General features: G+C 64.4%; 16 protein-coding genes. 5 read left to right on the top strand and 11 right to left on the bottom strand.

Features of this window, described 5'->3' with window-relative positions; all coding sequences use genetic code 11:
• Positions 1–4 precede the first annotated feature (4 nt).
• Positions 5–403, top strand: coding sequence for a DoxX family protein (locus VF769_RS10465; RefSeq protein ID WP_331008348.1), 399 nt, complete (start codon positions 5–7; stop codon positions 401–403).
• Between the two features lie 3 nt (positions 404–406).
• Here the strand turns inward: VF769_RS10465 and VF769_RS10460 are convergent, their stop codons facing one another.
• From VF769_RS10460 to VF769_RS10445, 4 genes are all read right to left on the bottom strand, one after another.
• Positions 407–679, bottom strand: coding sequence for a hypothetical protein (locus VF769_RS10460; protein ID WP_331008347.1), 273 nt, complete (start codon positions 677–679; stop codon positions 407–409).
• Positions 680–771: 92 nt separating this feature from the next.
• Positions 772–1,206: an META domain-containing protein gene (locus VF769_RS10455; protein WP_331008346.1), complete on the bottom strand. Its 435-nt coding sequence runs from the start codon at positions 1,204–1,206 to the stop codon at positions 772–774.
• Positions 1,203–1,526 carry a hypothetical protein gene (locus tag VF769_RS10450; protein WP_331008345.1) on the bottom strand — a complete coding sequence of 108 codons (324 nt, stop codon included), beginning with the start codon at positions 1,524–1,526 and terminating at the stop codon, positions 1,203–1,205. The genes VF769_RS10455 and VF769_RS10450 overlap by 4 nt, the downstream gene beginning before the upstream one ends.
• Before the next feature lie 26 nt (positions 1,527–1,552).
• Entirely contained in the window at positions 1,553–3,172 is a 1,620-nt protein-coding gene (locus tag VF769_RS10445) for an acyl-CoA dehydrogenase family protein (RefSeq protein ID WP_331008344.1), read from the bottom strand.
• A gap of 100 nt (positions 3,173–3,272) precedes the next feature.
• On the opposite strand from VF769_RS10445, the gene VF769_RS10440 reads away from it, so the two are divergent.
• Positions 3,273–5,012: a cation:proton antiporter gene (locus VF769_RS10440; protein ID WP_331008343.1), complete on the top strand. Its 1,740-nt coding sequence runs from the start codon at positions 3,273–3,275 to the stop codon at positions 5,010–5,012.
• A 9-nt stretch (positions 5,013–5,021) separates the two neighbouring features.
• Here VF769_RS10440 and VF769_RS10435 read toward each other — a convergent pair whose 3' ends face one another.
• Entirely contained in the window at positions 5,022–6,254 is a 1,233-nt protein-coding gene (locus VF769_RS10435) for a hypothetical protein (protein WP_331008342.1), read from the bottom strand.
• Positions 6,255–6,499: 245 nt separating this feature from the next.
• Between VF769_RS10435 and VF769_RS10430 the strand changes: the two genes are divergently transcribed.
• The gene (locus VF769_RS10430) at positions 6,500–8,326 is read left to right on the top strand and encodes a HAMP domain-containing methyl-accepting chemotaxis protein (protein ID WP_331008341.1); all 1,827 of its coding nucleotides are present in this window, start codon (positions 6,500–6,502) and stop codon (positions 8,324–8,326) included.
• A 55-nt stretch (positions 8,327–8,381) separates the two neighbouring features.
• Here the strand turns inward: VF769_RS10430 and VF769_RS10425 are convergent, their stop codons facing one another.
• Positions 8,382–9,080 carry a VIT family protein gene (locus VF769_RS10425; protein WP_331008340.1) on the bottom strand — a complete coding sequence of 233 codons (699 nt, stop codon included), beginning with the start codon at positions 9,078–9,080 and terminating at the stop codon, positions 8,382–8,384.
• A 70-nt stretch (positions 9,081–9,150) separates the two neighbouring features.
• On the opposite strand from VF769_RS10425, the gene VF769_RS10420 reads away from it, so the two are divergent.
• Entirely contained in the window at positions 9,151–9,576 is a 426-nt protein-coding gene (locus VF769_RS10420) for a Gmad2 immunoglobulin-like domain-containing protein (RefSeq protein ID WP_331008339.1), read from the top strand.
• Here VF769_RS10420 and VF769_RS10415 read toward each other — a convergent pair whose 3' ends face one another.
• Entirely contained in the window at positions 9,577–10,635 is a 1,059-nt protein-coding gene (locus VF769_RS10415; RefSeq protein WP_331008338.1) for an aromatic ring-hydroxylating dioxygenase subunit alpha, read from the bottom strand.
• A complete protein-coding gene (locus tag VF769_RS10410; protein ID WP_331008337.1) occupies positions 10,632–10,841 on the bottom strand; it encodes a hypothetical protein in 210 nt (69 codons plus the stop codon). The genes VF769_RS10415 and VF769_RS10410 overlap by 4 nt, the downstream gene beginning before the upstream one ends.
• A gap of 128 nt (positions 10,842–10,969) precedes the next feature.
• Between VF769_RS10410 and VF769_RS10405 the strand changes: the two genes are divergently transcribed.
• Complete coding sequence (locus tag VF769_RS10405; RefSeq protein WP_331008336.1) at positions 10,970–11,419, top strand: hypothetical protein; 450 nt, start codon at positions 10,970–10,972, stop codon at positions 11,417–11,419.
• On the opposite strand, the gene VF769_RS10400 is transcribed toward VF769_RS10405, so the two are convergent.
• From VF769_RS10400 to VF769_RS10390, 3 genes are all read right to left on the bottom strand, one after another.
• Positions 11,400–11,849: a protease inhibitor I42 family protein gene (locus tag VF769_RS10400; protein ID WP_331008335.1), complete on the bottom strand. Its 450-nt coding sequence runs from the start codon at positions 11,847–11,849 to the stop codon at positions 11,400–11,402. The genes VF769_RS10405 and VF769_RS10400 overlap by 20 nt on opposite strands.
• Complete coding sequence (locus VF769_RS10395; protein ID WP_331008334.1) at positions 11,846–13,324, bottom strand: M20 family peptidase; 1,479 nt, start codon at positions 13,322–13,324, stop codon at positions 11,846–11,848. The genes VF769_RS10400 and VF769_RS10395 overlap by 4 nt, the downstream gene beginning before the upstream one ends.
• A gap of 72 nt (positions 13,325–13,396) precedes the next feature.
• On the bottom strand, positions 13,397–14,017 hold the full coding sequence (locus VF769_RS10390) for a glutathione S-transferase family protein (protein ID WP_331008333.1): 621 nt from the start codon (positions 14,015–14,017) through the stop codon (positions 13,397–13,399).
• Between the last annotated feature and the right edge of the window lie 59 nt (positions 14,018–14,076).

Raw genomic sequence — 14,076 nt, 5'->3', positions numbered from 1 at the left:
GAACATGGGTTTTCTCAGCACTTATTCCGGGCCGCTGCTCAGTATTCTACGCATCATCAGCGCGCTGCTGTTCATGGCGCACGGCACGGCGAAGCTGCTCGGCTTCCCCGCGACCGAGATGTTCGCGCAACCGCCCGAGCCGATGACGTTGATCTGGATTGCTGGCGTGCTCGAATTGGTTGGCGGCGCGCTGCTGGCGATCGGCCTCTTCACGCGACCGGTCGCGTTCGTGCTCTCGGGGATGATGGCCGTCGCCTATTGGATGGCGCATGCGCCCCAGGCGTTTTGGCCGATTCAGAACCAGGGCGAACTCGCCATCATGTTCTGCTTCACGTTCCTCTACATCGCCGCCGCTGGCGGCGGCTCGTTGAGCGTGGACAATATGATCACCAAGAAGGGCTAAGCCCTACTCGCGGTGCCGCTCGAGGCATTGGGTGCGCGCACGCGTGACGCGAGGGTCCATCAGCCCTTCTTCACGAAAGCGCGTCAGCGCAGCCTCGTATTCTTCGTAGGTGAGCGTGCGCGTGAGCTTGTCCCATGTGCACGCACACACCGCGCTCTCAGGCGGGCATGACGCTTCAAAATGCGAGCGGGCTTCCGCCGGATACTCATTCGGCGCGCCGCCGCCGCACGCCGACAGCGCCAGCACCGCGATAAAACTCAGGATGCGCGTGCGCATCGTGACCTCCAGGGCGGCAATAATTGCCGCGCAATGGCCATGAAGTATGCGCTCGGACGGTTAAGAGAGCGGCGCCTAAACGCGGTTAAGCGCTACTGGGCGGCCCGAAAAACCAGTGCTTCGCCTGCGGAAGAGGACAAAATCAGCGTTTCGCCTTCGCGTCGATACGTTTGCGCGCTGCTGAGCGCGGTATGAAATGCGGCTTCCTGCGCCATCACCACCGGCTCGCACGCCATCTCGGTCGCGCCGACGCCGCCGAAACTGATACGGTCCCCGCTAATTGTGTAGCCGCCAAAGAAGCGATTGCAGCCGCCCGTGCCGCTGATGCGGTCGGCCGCGAACTCGATCGTCGGCGTGCGATAGGCGACCGGCGCCCCTTCAATGCTTTGCGCCACCCAGCGCGTGCCCGAGAGCGGCGGCTCCGGCGCCGTCGACGCACACGCAGCCGCCACCAGCGCACTGGCAAGGGCCAAGCCGGTCAGATTGGTGCGATTGAGCACAAAGCGCATAGCGCCGGTCAACGTCATGGCGCGGCCTCCGGTTCCACTGCAGGGTTGACGGCCGGTTGCGGCAAGTTTGCGGCGCACTCCACGGCATAGCCTTCGATCTGCCGGCTCAACGGGTGCGCGGAGCGTTCGGCGGCGGGCATACGCTCCAACGCGTCGAAATCCGCACGCGGCACATTAGCTTCGATCTTGCCCCAGATGCAGGTGCATAGCTCGCGCGAGCCGCTCTGCGCGGTGCAGCTTTGCGTGAAGCCGAACGAATATTCCGGCGTGTAAGCGGGCTCGGCCTGTGGCCCGCATGCAGCGAGCGCCAGAATCGCGAAAGCCAAAAGAGAGCGCATGGAAAACTCCTTGGCGCTCTGATGCCCTAATTGGCGCCCTCTTCCAAGAGTCGGCGCGCGATCACCATGGCTTGAATCTCGCCCGCGCCTTCGAAGATGTTGAGAATGCGCGCATCCGCCAGAACGCGGCTGATCGGGTATTCCACTGCGAAACCATTGCCGCCGTGGATTTGCAGCGCATTGTCCGCCGCCGCCCACGCCACACGCGCCGCCAAAAGCTTCGCCATCCCCGCTTCCAGATCGCAACGCTTGCCGCTGTCCTTCCGGCGCGCTGAGAAATAGGTGAGCTGACGCACGGCCATCAATTCCGCCGCGATCATCACGAGCTTATTGGAGACGCGCGGAAACTCGAAAATCTCTTGGCCGAATTGCTTGCGGTCGATCGCGTATTTGAGCCCCAGTTCCAAAGCGCTTTGCGTCACGCCCACAGCGCGCGCCGCCGTCTGGATGCGCGCGCTTTCAAACGTCGCCATCAACTGCTTGAAGCCTTGACCTTCGACGCCGCCCAAAAGATTGCCCGTCGGCACTTTGAAGCCGTCGAAACCGATCTCGTATTCCTTCATGCCGCGATAACCGATCACCTCGATCTCGCCGCCGCTCATGCCGGGCGTCGGAAACGGGTTTGCGTCATCACCGCGCTGCTTGGGCGCGAGCAGCATGGAAAGGCCGTTGAAGCCATTCGTGTTCGGATCGGTGCGCACCAGCAGCGTCATCACATCGGCGCGCGCCGCGTGCGTGATCCAAGTTTTGTTGCCCGTGACAACGTAATGCTCGCCCTCTTTCACCGCGCGCGTCCGCAACGAACCGAGGTCGGAGCCCGTATTCGGTTCGGTGAACACCGCCGTGGGCAGAATTTCCGCATTGGCGATTTTCGGCAGCCATTCGGCCTTCTGCTCCGGCGTGCCGCCGATGAGGATGAGTTCCGCCGCGATTTCGCTGCGCGTACCGAGCGAACCCGTACCGATCCACGCGCGCGAGAGCTCTTCGGAGACGACGCACATCGCCGTCTTGCCGAGTCCGGAGCCGCCGTACTCTTCCGGGATGGTAAGACCGAACACGCCCAGCGCGCCCATCTCGTTCAAGATCTCGAGCGGGATCAGCTCGTCATTGCAGTGCCACGCATGCGCGTACGGCATGATCTTGTCGTCGGCGAATTTGCGGAATTGATCGCGGATCATCTCGAAATCCGCATCGAGATTCGTGTTCTCCACCGTCGCACGGCCTTGGGCGTCGCGCAGCAACGCGGCCAGCCGGGCCTTCTCCGTTTTGGTGATGGTGAGCGCCACCGCCGGCGCTGCGACGCCAAAATGGTCGGGGCGGATGATCTCGACTTGCGTCATCGGCACGCCGCCGGCGAGTTGGGCGCTGTATTCGGCCGCCAGCAGCTTCGCCAGCAGGCGTTCAGTCTCGCCCAGCGCGCCCTTTTCATGCAGCGCTCGCGCCCAATCGCGGACCTCGCGCAATGTTTCGGCGTAGGTGGCGACCCAGGCCAGGCCGTGCACAACGTGCTGCTCGCGGTCGAGCGCTATGCGGTCGATCTTGCCGCCTTTGCTCACCAGCGGCTTCACCGCGTCCCGCGCGGCTTCAGCGTATTTGGCGGCGTTGTTGGCCGCCTGATCCAGTTGCGCCAGCACTTCAGCGGACATGCTATCTCCTCCCGAGTCAGGGCACTAAAGCCGGTCTTTCGCAGTTGCGAAAGACCCAGGCTGAGGCGCCGAGCGCGACGCCGCGCCACAGGAGAGCGAAATGGAGCACGGAGCAACCGGTGGCGCGGTCCTCACCCAAGCCCTGGTCTTCCTCGGGGCGACCTGCCTGGTCGTTCCCGCTTTACGTCGCGCCAAGCTCAGCGCCGTGATGGGATTTCTCCTCATTGGCGTCGGCATGGGGCCGCACGTGCTCGGCCAATTGGCGGACATGTGGCCCTCGCTGGCGGCGTTCGAACTCCGGGAAGACCGCCCCACCATCGCCCTTGCCGAATTGGGCGTCGTGTTCCTGCTGTTCGTGATCGGGCTGGAAGTCTCATTCGAGCGTCTCTGGGCGCTCAAGCGCTACGTGTTCGGCTTGGGCCTCGCGCAGGTCACGGTGAGCACCGTCGTGATCGCCGGCATCGCGCTCGCGTTCGGCAATTCGTTCGCCGCCTCCTCCGTGCTCGGCCTGGCGTTCGCGCTGTCCTCCACAGCGCTCGTGCTGCAATTGCTGCGCGAGGGCCGTCAGATCGCGACTCCGGTCGGACGCATCAGTTTCTCGGTGCTGCTGATGCAGGATCTGATGGTCGTGCCCATCCTGTTTGTTGTCGCCGCGCTCGGCGCCGATAGCGCCAGCGCATTCAGCGGCCAGAACATCTTCATCGCGCTGCTCACCGCGCTCGTGTCATTGCTGGTCATCTTCACCCTGGGCCGCGTTCTGCTGCGCCCGATGTTTCGCTGGGTCGCCTCGATCGACAGCCGCGAAGTGTTCATCGCCGCCGCGATCCTCGCCGCGATTGGCATGGCGACGGCCGCGCAATCTGCCGGCCTGTCGATGGGATTGGGCGCCTTCCTGGCCGGCCTCCTGCTCGCGGAGACCGAATTCCGCCACCAGATCGAAAGCGATTTGGAGCCGTTCAAGGACCTGTTGCTCGGCCTCTTCTTCGTGACGGTGGGCATGCAAATCGACATCCCGCTGCTGCTGGCGAATCCGCTGATGATCCTGCTCGGCGTCGCCGGCCTCTTCGCCGTAAAGATCGCCATCATCACGCCGCTCGCGCGCCTGTTCGGCATTCCTTGGCCGCGCGCGCTGGCTGTGGCGTTCATGCTTGGACAGGCGGGCGAGTTCGCCTTCGTCGTGATCGCCGCCGCCAGCGCCAACGGCGCGCTGCCCGAAGCCACGGCCCACTACATGCTGCTGGTGACGGCGCTTTCGATCTTCGTGACGCCGTTCGTCGCCACGCTGGGCGGACGCTTCGCCAAAAGCTTTGCCCCGACGCCGGCGACGATCGAACCTGATCTCGCACAGGAAGGAGGCCACGTCGTCATCGCCGGCTTCGGCCGCGTCGGGCAAACGCTCGCCGACATCCTCGGCAAACAGGAGATTCCCTATGTCGCAGTCGACGCCGATGCTGCGCTCGTCGCGATGCTGCGCGGTCAGGGCAATAGTGTGCACTTCGGCGATTCCAGCCGCCGCGACGTTCTCGCCGCGCTCGGCGCCGCCAATGCCGCCGCCATCATCGTCACCATCAACAATCCGGAATCCGTGGATTTGATCGTGGCGCAAGCCAAGCAAGCTTGGCCGCACGTGCCGGTCTATGCCCGCGCCCGCGACGGCGCACATGCCCGCCGCCTGCACGAGCTCGGGGCGGCACTCGCCAGCCCCGACACAATCGAAGCAGCGCTTCAGTTGGGTGAAGCGCTGCTCAATGGGATTGGCGTTCCAGACGAGGCCGCGCGGCGCATCATCGACGAGCGTCGCGAAGCCGAGATCGCCAAGGCGCTTTATCAGGCGCCCTGACGCCCGGTTTTACAGCCTGTATTGCAGCACGAAGCGCGTGCGGGTGCGGCTCATCGGCGATCCGGGGCCGTCGCCCGATTCGTAGTCGCCGTAGTCAATCGAGAAATCGAGATTATCGGTGATGTCCGCGCCAACCGCGAAATCCCATTCCTCGCCGAAATCAGCGTCGGTGCGCTCGGCTTCGAAATCGTAGTAGCGGACCATGAACGTCAGATCTTCAAGGAAGTCCGGCGCCCATTCGGGCGAATACGAGAGCATGACGTTGCGGTCGACCAGACCATCCGCCGGCTTGGATATGAACGCGCCGGCCCAGCCGTGGAAGCTGTTGGACGACCCAAGCGGCGTAAAGAAGCCGCGCGCGCCATCGCCTTCGAGCGTTTCCTGCCAAAGCTGCACCGACCATTCGCCGTATTCAGCCGTCACAGACGCCTGCCAATAGTCGAGGTCAAACGACACCGTGGAGCTGCCGTAATCCTGTTGCTGCGCATAGCTCGCCGCATAGCTCCAAGTCAGGCCAAGCGCCTCGATATCCTTGCCGGTGGCGCGCACGCCGAGGAATTGCGAGGACTGATTGATGGCGCTCGCCGGCTCGTCGAAATCGAAGAAATAACCGAAGCCCGTGAGCTTGAAGGCGTCCGAAAACGTCTGCGAGACGTTCAACAGATGACTGGCGCTTTCCCAATCATTGTATTCGGCCGTCGTGTTGTTGACGTGATCGACATAAGCGTAGGTCGCTTTCAGGCCGTTCAGCGTGAAATCCGCCCGCAGCGCATCCAGCGTGCGCGCGTCTTGACGCGAGTTGGACACGTCCAGGAAGCGATTGTCGTCAAAGCTGATATATTGCCTGCCGATTGTCGCGTTCAGGTGTTGGTTGATCTGCCAGCGCAATTGCAGGCGATTGAGTTCCGTGCCGGGCGGGTCGCCGATCGTCGCGTAGGGCTCGGCTGGCGGGATGCCGTCGTTGTAATCGCCGCCGAGGTCGCGCACGTCCTCGAACTCAACCAGCGCCGACAAGCCGTTCCATGTGCCGGTCTGCCAGCCCAGACGGGAGCGCAGCGTCAGTGCGTCGGCGTCATTCTGACCAACCTGCTCGAACGTTTCGTAGCGCGCGCGCGCCTCGGCGATCAGTTCGCCATTCTGGATCGCTTCGCTGATGCTGCCCGCATCCTCGGCGTTCGCCACGCCCGCAAGCGACGCCGCGCCCGCCACCACGCCCGCGGCGCGCACTATAACTTTACGCATATGCCCAGCCCTCCAAGGGATTCTTGGTAAATCCTCGTGCGGAAATGGCTGCGCTAAGCTGGTTAACCAGACATTGCCGAAAGTGCATGAAAGCGAAGTTTGCGCAGGCCCCGCCACAGCCGCCCCGTTACGGCGCGAAGAATCGTTCGGCAGCTTTCCGACAATCGCAGCCATGGTCAGACATGCTTAATGCCTCTGCGGCAAGTCCTTGTGTGAAGAGTCACACCACTATGGGGACCGACGCGATGTTGAATTTGAACAACCTCAAGATTTCGCGGAAGCTGTTACTCGGGTTTTCCGCGGTGGTTGCCGTAATTGCCGCTACGGGCGGCGTCTCGCTACTCAACATCAACACCATGAACGAAGCGCGCGACGAAAGCACGCGGGCCAACGCCACAATGCAGGCCGTGTTCGACGCGCAATTCCGCCTTGCCCGCCAAGAGAACTCGATCCGCGGCTGGATCATCAGCCAAGACGAATACTACCTGGAACGTGTCGAGAGCCATCGCGGCAAGTTCAAGGACGCGCTCAATAATATTCGCGAACTCGCCGCGGGCGAGCCGGAGCAGCTCGCCCTGGTCGACGAAGTCGAGCGCGCCGCCGATCTTTGGTACGACGGCATCGTCCCGCAGGTCACGCAATTGGTCCGCGATCCCGCCACCTATAGCCAAGCCAGTTCGCTCGTCGGCAACAACGGCACAGCCGATCAACTGATTGCACCGGCCGAGGAAGGCATCGACGCCCTGCTTGCGGCTGAGCAAGCGCAGCTGGATCGGCTCAACGTCGAGTCGGCGTCCGCCGCCAACATGGTCGCGATGGTTCTGGTGGGCGGTTTGCTCTTCTCCGCGCTGCTGTCCGCCGCGATCGGCATGCTGCTGACGCGCATGATCGCCCGCCCCGTCAATCAAATGACGGATGCGATGCGCCGCCTCGCGGATGGCGATAAGACCATCGTCGTGCCGGCCGTTGGCCAAAAGGACGAAGTCGGCGAAATGGCCGAAGCGGTGCAGGTCTTCAAAGACGCCGCCATCGCGCTCGACAAGGCAGCCGCCGAGAAAGTGCGCATGGAAGCGCTCGCCGCCGAGGAACGCGCCCGCAACGACGCGATCCGCGCCGCCGCCGAAAAAGAGCAGACGGAAGTCGTCGACGCCCTTGCCGGCGCGCTGGAGCGCGTCGCCCGCGGCGATCTCACCTGCCAAGTCACCAATGACTTCGCCGGTCGCTATTTGAAGCTGCGCGACGATTTCAACGCCGCCATCCGCCAATTGCACGAAGCCATGGCGCTGGTGGCGAATTCGACGCTCTCCATCACGAGCGGCACCAATGAGATCAGCCGCGCCGCCGACGACCTGTCGCGCCGCACCGAAACACAAGCCGCGTCGCTTGAGGAAACCGCCGCCGCGCTGGATCAAATCACCGCCGCCGTGTCCAAGACCGCCGCCGGCGCATCGCACGCCAACGCCACCGTGGAAGAGGCGCGCAACGAAGCAGAACGCACCGGTGAGATCGTCGGCGACGCCGTCCGGGCGATGACCGAGATCGAGCAAAGCTCACGCCAGATCAGCCAGATCATCGGCGTGATCGACGAGATCGCCTTCCAAACCAACCTTCTCGCCCTCAACGCCGGCGTCGAAGCCGCGCGCGCGGGCGAAGCCGGCCGCGGTTTCGCGGTCGTCGCCTCGGAAGTGCGTGCGCTGGCGCAACGCTCCGCCGACGCCGCCAAGGAGATCAAGGGCCTCATCTCCACCAGCAGCGAACAGGTCGAGACTGGCGTCGAACGCATCAACAATGCGGGTGAAGCCATCTCCTCGATCGTCGCCAAGGTCACCGAGATCAACGGCCTCGTGTCGGAAATCGCCGCCTCGGCCCGTGAGCAATCGCTGGGCCTCGGCGAAGTGAACACCGCCATCAACCAGATGGACCAGGTCACCCAGCAAAACGCGGCGATGGTGGAAGAAACCACCGCAGCCAGCCGCTCGCTCGCCGACGACGCCAACGACCTTGGCCGCTTGGTCGGTCAGTTCAAGGTCAACACCGGGGCCCCGGCGCACGGCAAGCGCCACGCAGCGTAAACCTCAACGCGACAAGCAATTCAGCGGGCGCGTCGCAAGGCGCGCCCGTTTTGCTTTACACGCTCGTGCCGAACAGCGAACCGATCAACGCCGTCGCCGCCATCGCGAACGCGCCCCAAAACACAACGCGCGACACCGCCCGGCCCACATGCGCGCCGCCGGCTCGCGCGCTCCACACACCGAGCGCCGCCAAGAACACAAGCGACGCGATCGAGACGATCCAGCCGAGCTGCGCGAGCGGCGCCAGCCAGGCGATCGCGAGCGGCATCGCCGCGCCAATGCCAAAGGACGCCGCTGATGCAGCGGCCGCTTGCACCGGCCGCGCTTGCGTCGCCAACGAGATGCCCAATTCATCGCGCGCATGCGCCCCCAGCGCATCCTTCGCCGTCATCTGCTGCGCCACTTGCCGCGCCAGCGCCGGCTCCACGCCACGGCTCACGTAAATCTGCGTCAGCTCTTCAAGCTCGAATTCGGGATCTGTCGCAAGTTCGCGCCGCTCACGCGCGAGATCGGCCTTCTCGGTGTCGGCTTGCGAACTAACGGAAACAAACTCGCCTGCCGCCATCGACATCGCGCCCGCCACCAGGCCAGCGACGCCCGCGATCAGGATCGGCTCGCGCGTTGCGGACGCCGCCGCCACACCCACAATCAAGCTCGCCGTTGAAACGATGCCGTCATTTGCGCCCAGCACCGCGGCGCGCAACCAACCCACGCGGTCGAGCAAATGACGTTCCGTATGCAGAATCGGCGGCATGCGAGGCTCCTATCGCCGCCTTGTTGCCGCCATCCCCCGCTTCGATAAACAGGAATCTTGGAGAATGCGTATGCGTCGCACTTCGTTGTTCCTGGCTCTCGCGCTCGCCGCCTGCTCACAACCCGCGCCGCCGCCCTCGCCCGAACCTGCGCCGTCCGCTGCGATCGTCGAAGCGCCTGCCATCAACGTCACGGCCCCGCGCGCAGACGCGCGCGTCACAAACCCGCTCATCGTTGAAGGCACAGCGCCCGGTGATTGGTACTTCGAAGCACAGTTTCCGCTTCAGTTGCGCACCGCCGACGGCACGCTGCTTGCGGAAGCGCCCGCGCGCGCCCAGAGCGATTGGATGACGGAGGCGCCGGTGCCGTTCCGTGGCGAACTAACGTTCCGCGTCACACAAGACACGCCCGTAACACTCGTCCTGCAGGAAGACATGCCCGGCGAAGGCGCAACCCCGCGCGAGATCACGATTCCGGTGGTGCTGGCGCCGCGCTGATTAACTCATCCACTGCAGCGTGGTCGGCTCAATCGGATTGACGAAATCGCGCTTCTCTTCGCGGCTCTTCGTCCACTCGCGCTTGAGCTTCAGATACCATTTGGCCTGCACGTCGATATCGTCGATCCAAAGCATCGCCGGCGAATAGGCAAGCCCAGTATTCTGCAGATCGACCATGCGGCCGTCCTGATCCAAGAACTCACGCCCCGCCGGAATGAGGATCGGCTTCATCACATCAAGCAACGGCGCGTTCTTCCAATACGTCACTTGCGTGATGCGCGTGGAGTTTTCATTCTCCGGCGTGAGACAGGTCAGCGTGAACAGGCGCGAGGTTGGATTGTCCACCACTTCCCAGCGGAAGCCCGGCAGCATGAAGCAAATCTCGGTGGTCACCTCGCCGCCAAACAGCGCGCGATACGCAAGCGAATTACCACTCGGCGCATGGCGTTCGATCGCCCAGCCGCGCTCGCGCGGCACGAAGCGCTTTTGCTTGAGCTTCTTGCCCGCGCTCGGCGGGCGCCACCACCATTGATTATGCACGTACGGCACGTGCGCGGGGTCCATCAGCCCCACCACCGCATTGTCCATGCTCGCCGCGAAGACGCGATGGATGACGAATTTCGGCTCGACCAAATCGCCCAAGCCAAAGTCCGGCGCCGGCGGCGGCTCGCCCGCGAAACGCGGATCGGCGGCAACGAACACGAGCACGATGCCGTTGGCCTCATGCGTCGGGAAATTGCGCACGCGAATGCGGCTGGCCTCGTAAGGCTGGCCTTCCACGAGCGACGGGATCTGCTTGCACACGCCATCCTGCGTGCCGAAGCGCCAGCCGTGATAAGGGCATTCCACCGTCTGCACGCCATTGGTCGCTTCGATCTTGCCGGAAGAGAGCGGCACGGCGCGGTGCGGGCAAATATCGCGCAACGCAAACGCACGCCCCTCCTCGTCGCGCCCCAGCACGATCGGCTCGCCCAGGATTTCGCGGCGAAACATCTTGCCGCGCTTCAGCTCTTTCGAGGTCGCGGCGAAATACCAAAGGTCTCGGAGAAGGTCGCTCATTGTTGAGCGAAATACACGATCGCGGCGATGCCGACAAAGCCCAGCGCCGCCGATGCGACGATCCCGCACACGCAAAGCGCGGCGTAAATAGCCCGCCTTACCCTGTATTCACGCGCCCGCGCTCGATTCAGCGCCCCACCGGCGAAAAAGATCGCGCCCAGCGACCCGACCACGACGCCCGCGACGGCCGCCAGATAGAGCAGCAATTGGAGCAACAACATGCCCAGGGCCTAGCACGCGGCCAGATGTTGGCCCAGTGCTCCATTACCTGGAAGGGAATTGGCCCGCGCCGCCACCGCATTGAGTCTCAGGCCATCAAACACGGAATTTGGCCATGCAAGGCATATGGAAACACTGGATGCAGGTTTGGTGCTGGGCGGTCCTCGGCGTCGGCGCCATCTTCGCCCTGGGGGCGATCCCTGATGCGGACGGCGGCGTGCGGCTGTTCTACGATGCCGTCGCTTGGCCGATTGATGGTGTAAGCCCTTATGGCGAAGAGGTGCGCTTCACCGCCGCACTGCTCGGCGCGGTGATGATGGGCTGGGCCATGACTGTGTTCGCCCTCGTGGCCGCAGCCGATCAGATTGGCGCACCGGCCTGGCGCGGCCTCACGATCGCAATCGTGACTTGGTACCTCATCGATTCAGTCATCTCGGTGGCGTCAGGTTGGCCGTTGAATGCGGTTTCGAACACCGGCTTTCTCGTCACCTTCCTCATCCCGATACTCGCCAGCGGCGCGCTCGGGACTGGCGTCAAATCCCAGCTCAGCGCGCGACGATCGTAACGCGGAACACGTCGGCCGCGGGCTCATTGCTTTCCCAGGGCCGCCGCTGTTCCAGCACCAACTCGCCCGTTCCCGACGCGGTGGCGACGAACATCAGCACTTCCCAATGATTGCCGCCGACGAAACCCGGTTGGCTCTGCGCTTGCGTCGTATTGCCCGACGCCTCGCCCGCTCGCGTCACGAACGCTGGCAGCTGCGCGGGCGTCCACACATAGCCAGCCGTCGGCACGCCCACGAGCTCCACAGCGAAGCGCTGGTTCACGCCCACCTCGATCGTCTGCCCCGCCTGCGCAGCCGTGATGCGCACCGTGACATCCTCCGGCGTCGGCGCGGGCACGGCTTGATTGGTCACGGGCGCCGCCTCCTCTTTGGCTTCCTGCGCCGGCGTGCACGCAGCCAAAGCCGCCGCCATCAGCAAAACGCGGATCATTGCATCGCTCCTGCTTCCATCAAGCCAATATAGAACCGCACCGTACGCTCAAGATTGGCCAGCGTCAGGCGTTCATTCGTGCCGTGAATACCTTCAAGGTCTTCCGTCGAGAACAGCATCGGCTGGAAGCGATAAACATTCTCCGCCACTTCCGAATAGTGCCGTGAATCCGTACCGGCGAGTACTAGGCCCGGCGCCACCGGCGCATCCGGCAGGATATCGCGCGACAGCGCCGCCAGCAGCGCATAGGAGCTGCTCGTCGTGCTCGACATCGCCGTCGCCTCGCGCGGCGGCTCCGCCCAATCGACATCGACGCCTTCGATATCAGCCACTTCGGCGCGGGCGCGCTGCAAGATATCGGCGGCGGGATCGCGCGGGTGAAAGCGGAAATTGATCATGGCGGTCGCTTCCGCCGGCAGCACGTTCGGCCGTACGCCGCCGTTGATCATGGTCGGCGCCTGCGTTGTCCCGAGCAACGCCCGCGCCGTGGGATTCTCCGACATGCGCGCACGCAGCATCGGCCCGAACAGCCATTCGTTCGACACCGCCATGCGATTGGTGAGTGAAAGCTCCGGCGCGAGCGCCCGCATCATCTCCAAGGCCGGGCCGCCTTCGAGCCGCTGCTCGATCGGCATGTCGTGAATACGCACCACCGCTTCCGCGACCGAAGACACCGCCGTCTCCGGCGGCGGCATCGAGGAATGCCCCGGCTGTCCCGTGGCGTGCACACGCAACGTGCCGAAGCCGCGCTCGGCGATGCCGATCATCGATGCGGGACCGCCTGTGAGCGGATGATTGTCGATCGCGGCCATGCCCTCATCAAGCACGAACCAGGCGCGCACGCCGCGCGCCTTCAGCGCTTCGGCCATCGCAATCGCGCCGTCGTCGCCGCCGATCTCCTCGTCGTGACCGAATGCAAAGATGATCGTGCGTCGCGGCTGACGCCCTTGCCGCGCCAGAAACTCGGCCGCCTCCATCAGCGTGACCAGCGAGCCCTTATCGTCGATGGCGCCGCGCCCCCACACGGCGTCCTCTTGGATGACGCCGCCAAACGGATCGACGCGCCACGCCGCGCGCGTATCGTCGGGCACGGGCACCACGTCTTGGTGCGCCAAGAGCACGATGGGCGGCTGCGCCGGATCGGAGCCCTCCCACGTGTAGAGCAGCGAGAGCTCGTTGATCAGTTCGCGCCGCGCCACGGCATGGAGCGCAGGATACGTCTGTTGCAGCCACGCATGCAGATTGAGGAAAGGCGTGCGGTCTTCCTCGACACTCACCAACGAGACGGTCGGAAATTGAATAGCTTGAGCGACATGCTGCGCGGCCGCGCTCACGTCGATTTCATACGCGCCTGTCGCGGGGATCGCCGTCTCGGCCGGCGGCGGGGGCGCGGTGAACGACATGGTGCGGTAGCCGACAAACCCGGCGACCGCCAACAACACGACGGCCAAGCCCGCCACAATCAATCGAACCATGAAAGCGCTCCCCCGCAATCTGCGGGCATTAGCGCCCTGCCCGGCGCCCCCGTCAACGCCGGACGGCGCCGCTCAGGGTGTCGCCGCGGAAAAATGGGCCAGCGCCGCGGGCCGCGCCCGCACGCGCTCGTAATACGCGCTGACATGCGTCAAGTCCGGCCGCTCGAACGCGCCGCCGAACCAGCGATGTGCAGAGAGCCCCAAGGCGAGGTCCGCGAGCGAGAATTCGGCGCCCGCGACGTACGCGCCTGTCTCCCCCAGTCGCGCATCGAGCACGCGCATCTTCGAGGTCCATTCCTTCAACGATTCCGCGATGCGCGCTTCATCGTCATAGCCGGCCAGGTGGCGCACCCGCGCCGCCACCGCGTAGCGCCAAGACATGTTGAGGTCGCTTGCCTGCCAACCAAGCCATTGCTCGACGATCGCACGCTGGCGCACATCCGCGGGCAAAAGGTGTGAGGCTTCACGCTCCGCGAGATAGCGCATGATCGCGTGGCTTTCCCAAAGCACGAAATCGCCGTCGATCAGGACGGGGACCTGCGCGTTCGGATTAAGCGTGCGAAATTCTGGAACGTCCGGATCGCGCAGCGGCAAACCCCAATCCTCGTGCGCGTAGGTCAGCCCAAGCTCGTCGGCCGTCCACAGAACTTTGCGGACATTGATCGAGGTGACACGGCCCAGAATACGCAGCATGCCGCGCTTATGCCCGCGGCGCGCGCAAACGAAAAGCGGCCCCGTTGCCGGGGCCGCTT

Origin of the sequence: Vitreimonas sp. (genome assembly GCF_036392335.1) — a bacterium.
Classification (GTDB): domain Bacteria; phylum Pseudomonadota; class Alphaproteobacteria; order Caulobacterales; family Aquidulcibacteraceae; genus Vitreimonas.
This window is presented reverse-complemented; position numbering and strand designations above follow the sequence as displayed.

Excerpts from the sequence above, each read along its gene's own strand:
- VF769_RS10465 (WP_331008348.1), top strand. The coding sequence starts at position 5 with ATGGGTTTTCTCAGCACTTATTCCGGGCCGCTGCTCAGTATTCTACGC.
- VF769_RS10445 (WP_331008344.1), bottom strand. The coding sequence starts at position 3,172 with ATGTCCGCTGAAGTGCTGGCGCAACTGGATCAGGCGGCCAACAACGCC.
- VF769_RS10440 (WP_331008343.1), top strand. The coding sequence starts at position 3,273 with ATGGAGCACGGAGCAACCGGTGGCGCGGTCCTCACCCAAGCCCTGGTC.
- VF769_RS10425 (WP_331008340.1), bottom strand. The coding sequence starts at position 9,080 with ATGCCGCCGATTCTGCATACGGAACGTCATTTGCTCGACCGCGTGGGT.
- VF769_RS10405 (WP_331008336.1), top strand. The coding sequence starts at position 10,970 with ATGCAAGGCATATGGAAACACTGGATGCAGGTTTGGTGCTGGGCGGTC.
- VF769_RS10415 (WP_331008338.1), bottom strand. The coding sequence starts at position 10,635 with ATGAGCGACCTTCTCCGAGACCTTTGGTATTTCGCCGCGACCTCGAAA.
- VF769_RS10390 (WP_331008333.1), bottom strand. The coding sequence starts at position 14,017 with ATGCTGCGTATTCTGGGCCGTGTCACCTCGATCAATGTCCGCAAAGTT.
- VF769_RS10455 (WP_331008346.1), bottom strand. The coding sequence starts at position 1,206 with ATGACGTTGACCGGCGCTATGCGCTTTGTGCTCAATCGCACCAATCTG.
- VF769_RS10400 (WP_331008335.1), bottom strand. The coding sequence starts at position 11,849 with ATGATCCGCGTTTTGCTGATGGCGGCGGCTTTGGCTGCGTGCACGCCG.
- VF769_RS10420 (WP_331008339.1), top strand. The coding sequence starts at position 9,151 with ATGCGTCGCACTTCGTTGTTCCTGGCTCTCGCGCTCGCCGCCTGCTCA.
- VF769_RS10435 (WP_331008342.1), bottom strand. The coding sequence starts at position 6,254 with ATGCGTAAAGTTATAGTGCGCGCCGCGGGCGTGGTGGCGGGCGCGGCG.
- VF769_RS10460 (WP_331008347.1), bottom strand. The coding sequence starts at position 679 with ATGCGCACGCGCATCCTGAGTTTTATCGCGGTGCTGGCGCTGTCGGCG.
- VF769_RS10395 (WP_331008334.1), bottom strand. The coding sequence starts at position 13,324 with ATGGTTCGATTGATTGTGGCGGGCTTGGCCGTCGTGTTGTTGGCGGTC.
- VF769_RS10450 (WP_331008345.1), bottom strand. The coding sequence starts at position 1,526 with ATGCGCTCTCTTTTGGCTTTCGCGATTCTGGCGCTCGCTGCATGCGGG.
- VF769_RS10430 (WP_331008341.1), top strand. The coding sequence starts at position 6,500 with ATGTTGAATTTGAACAACCTCAAGATTTCGCGGAAGCTGTTACTCGGG.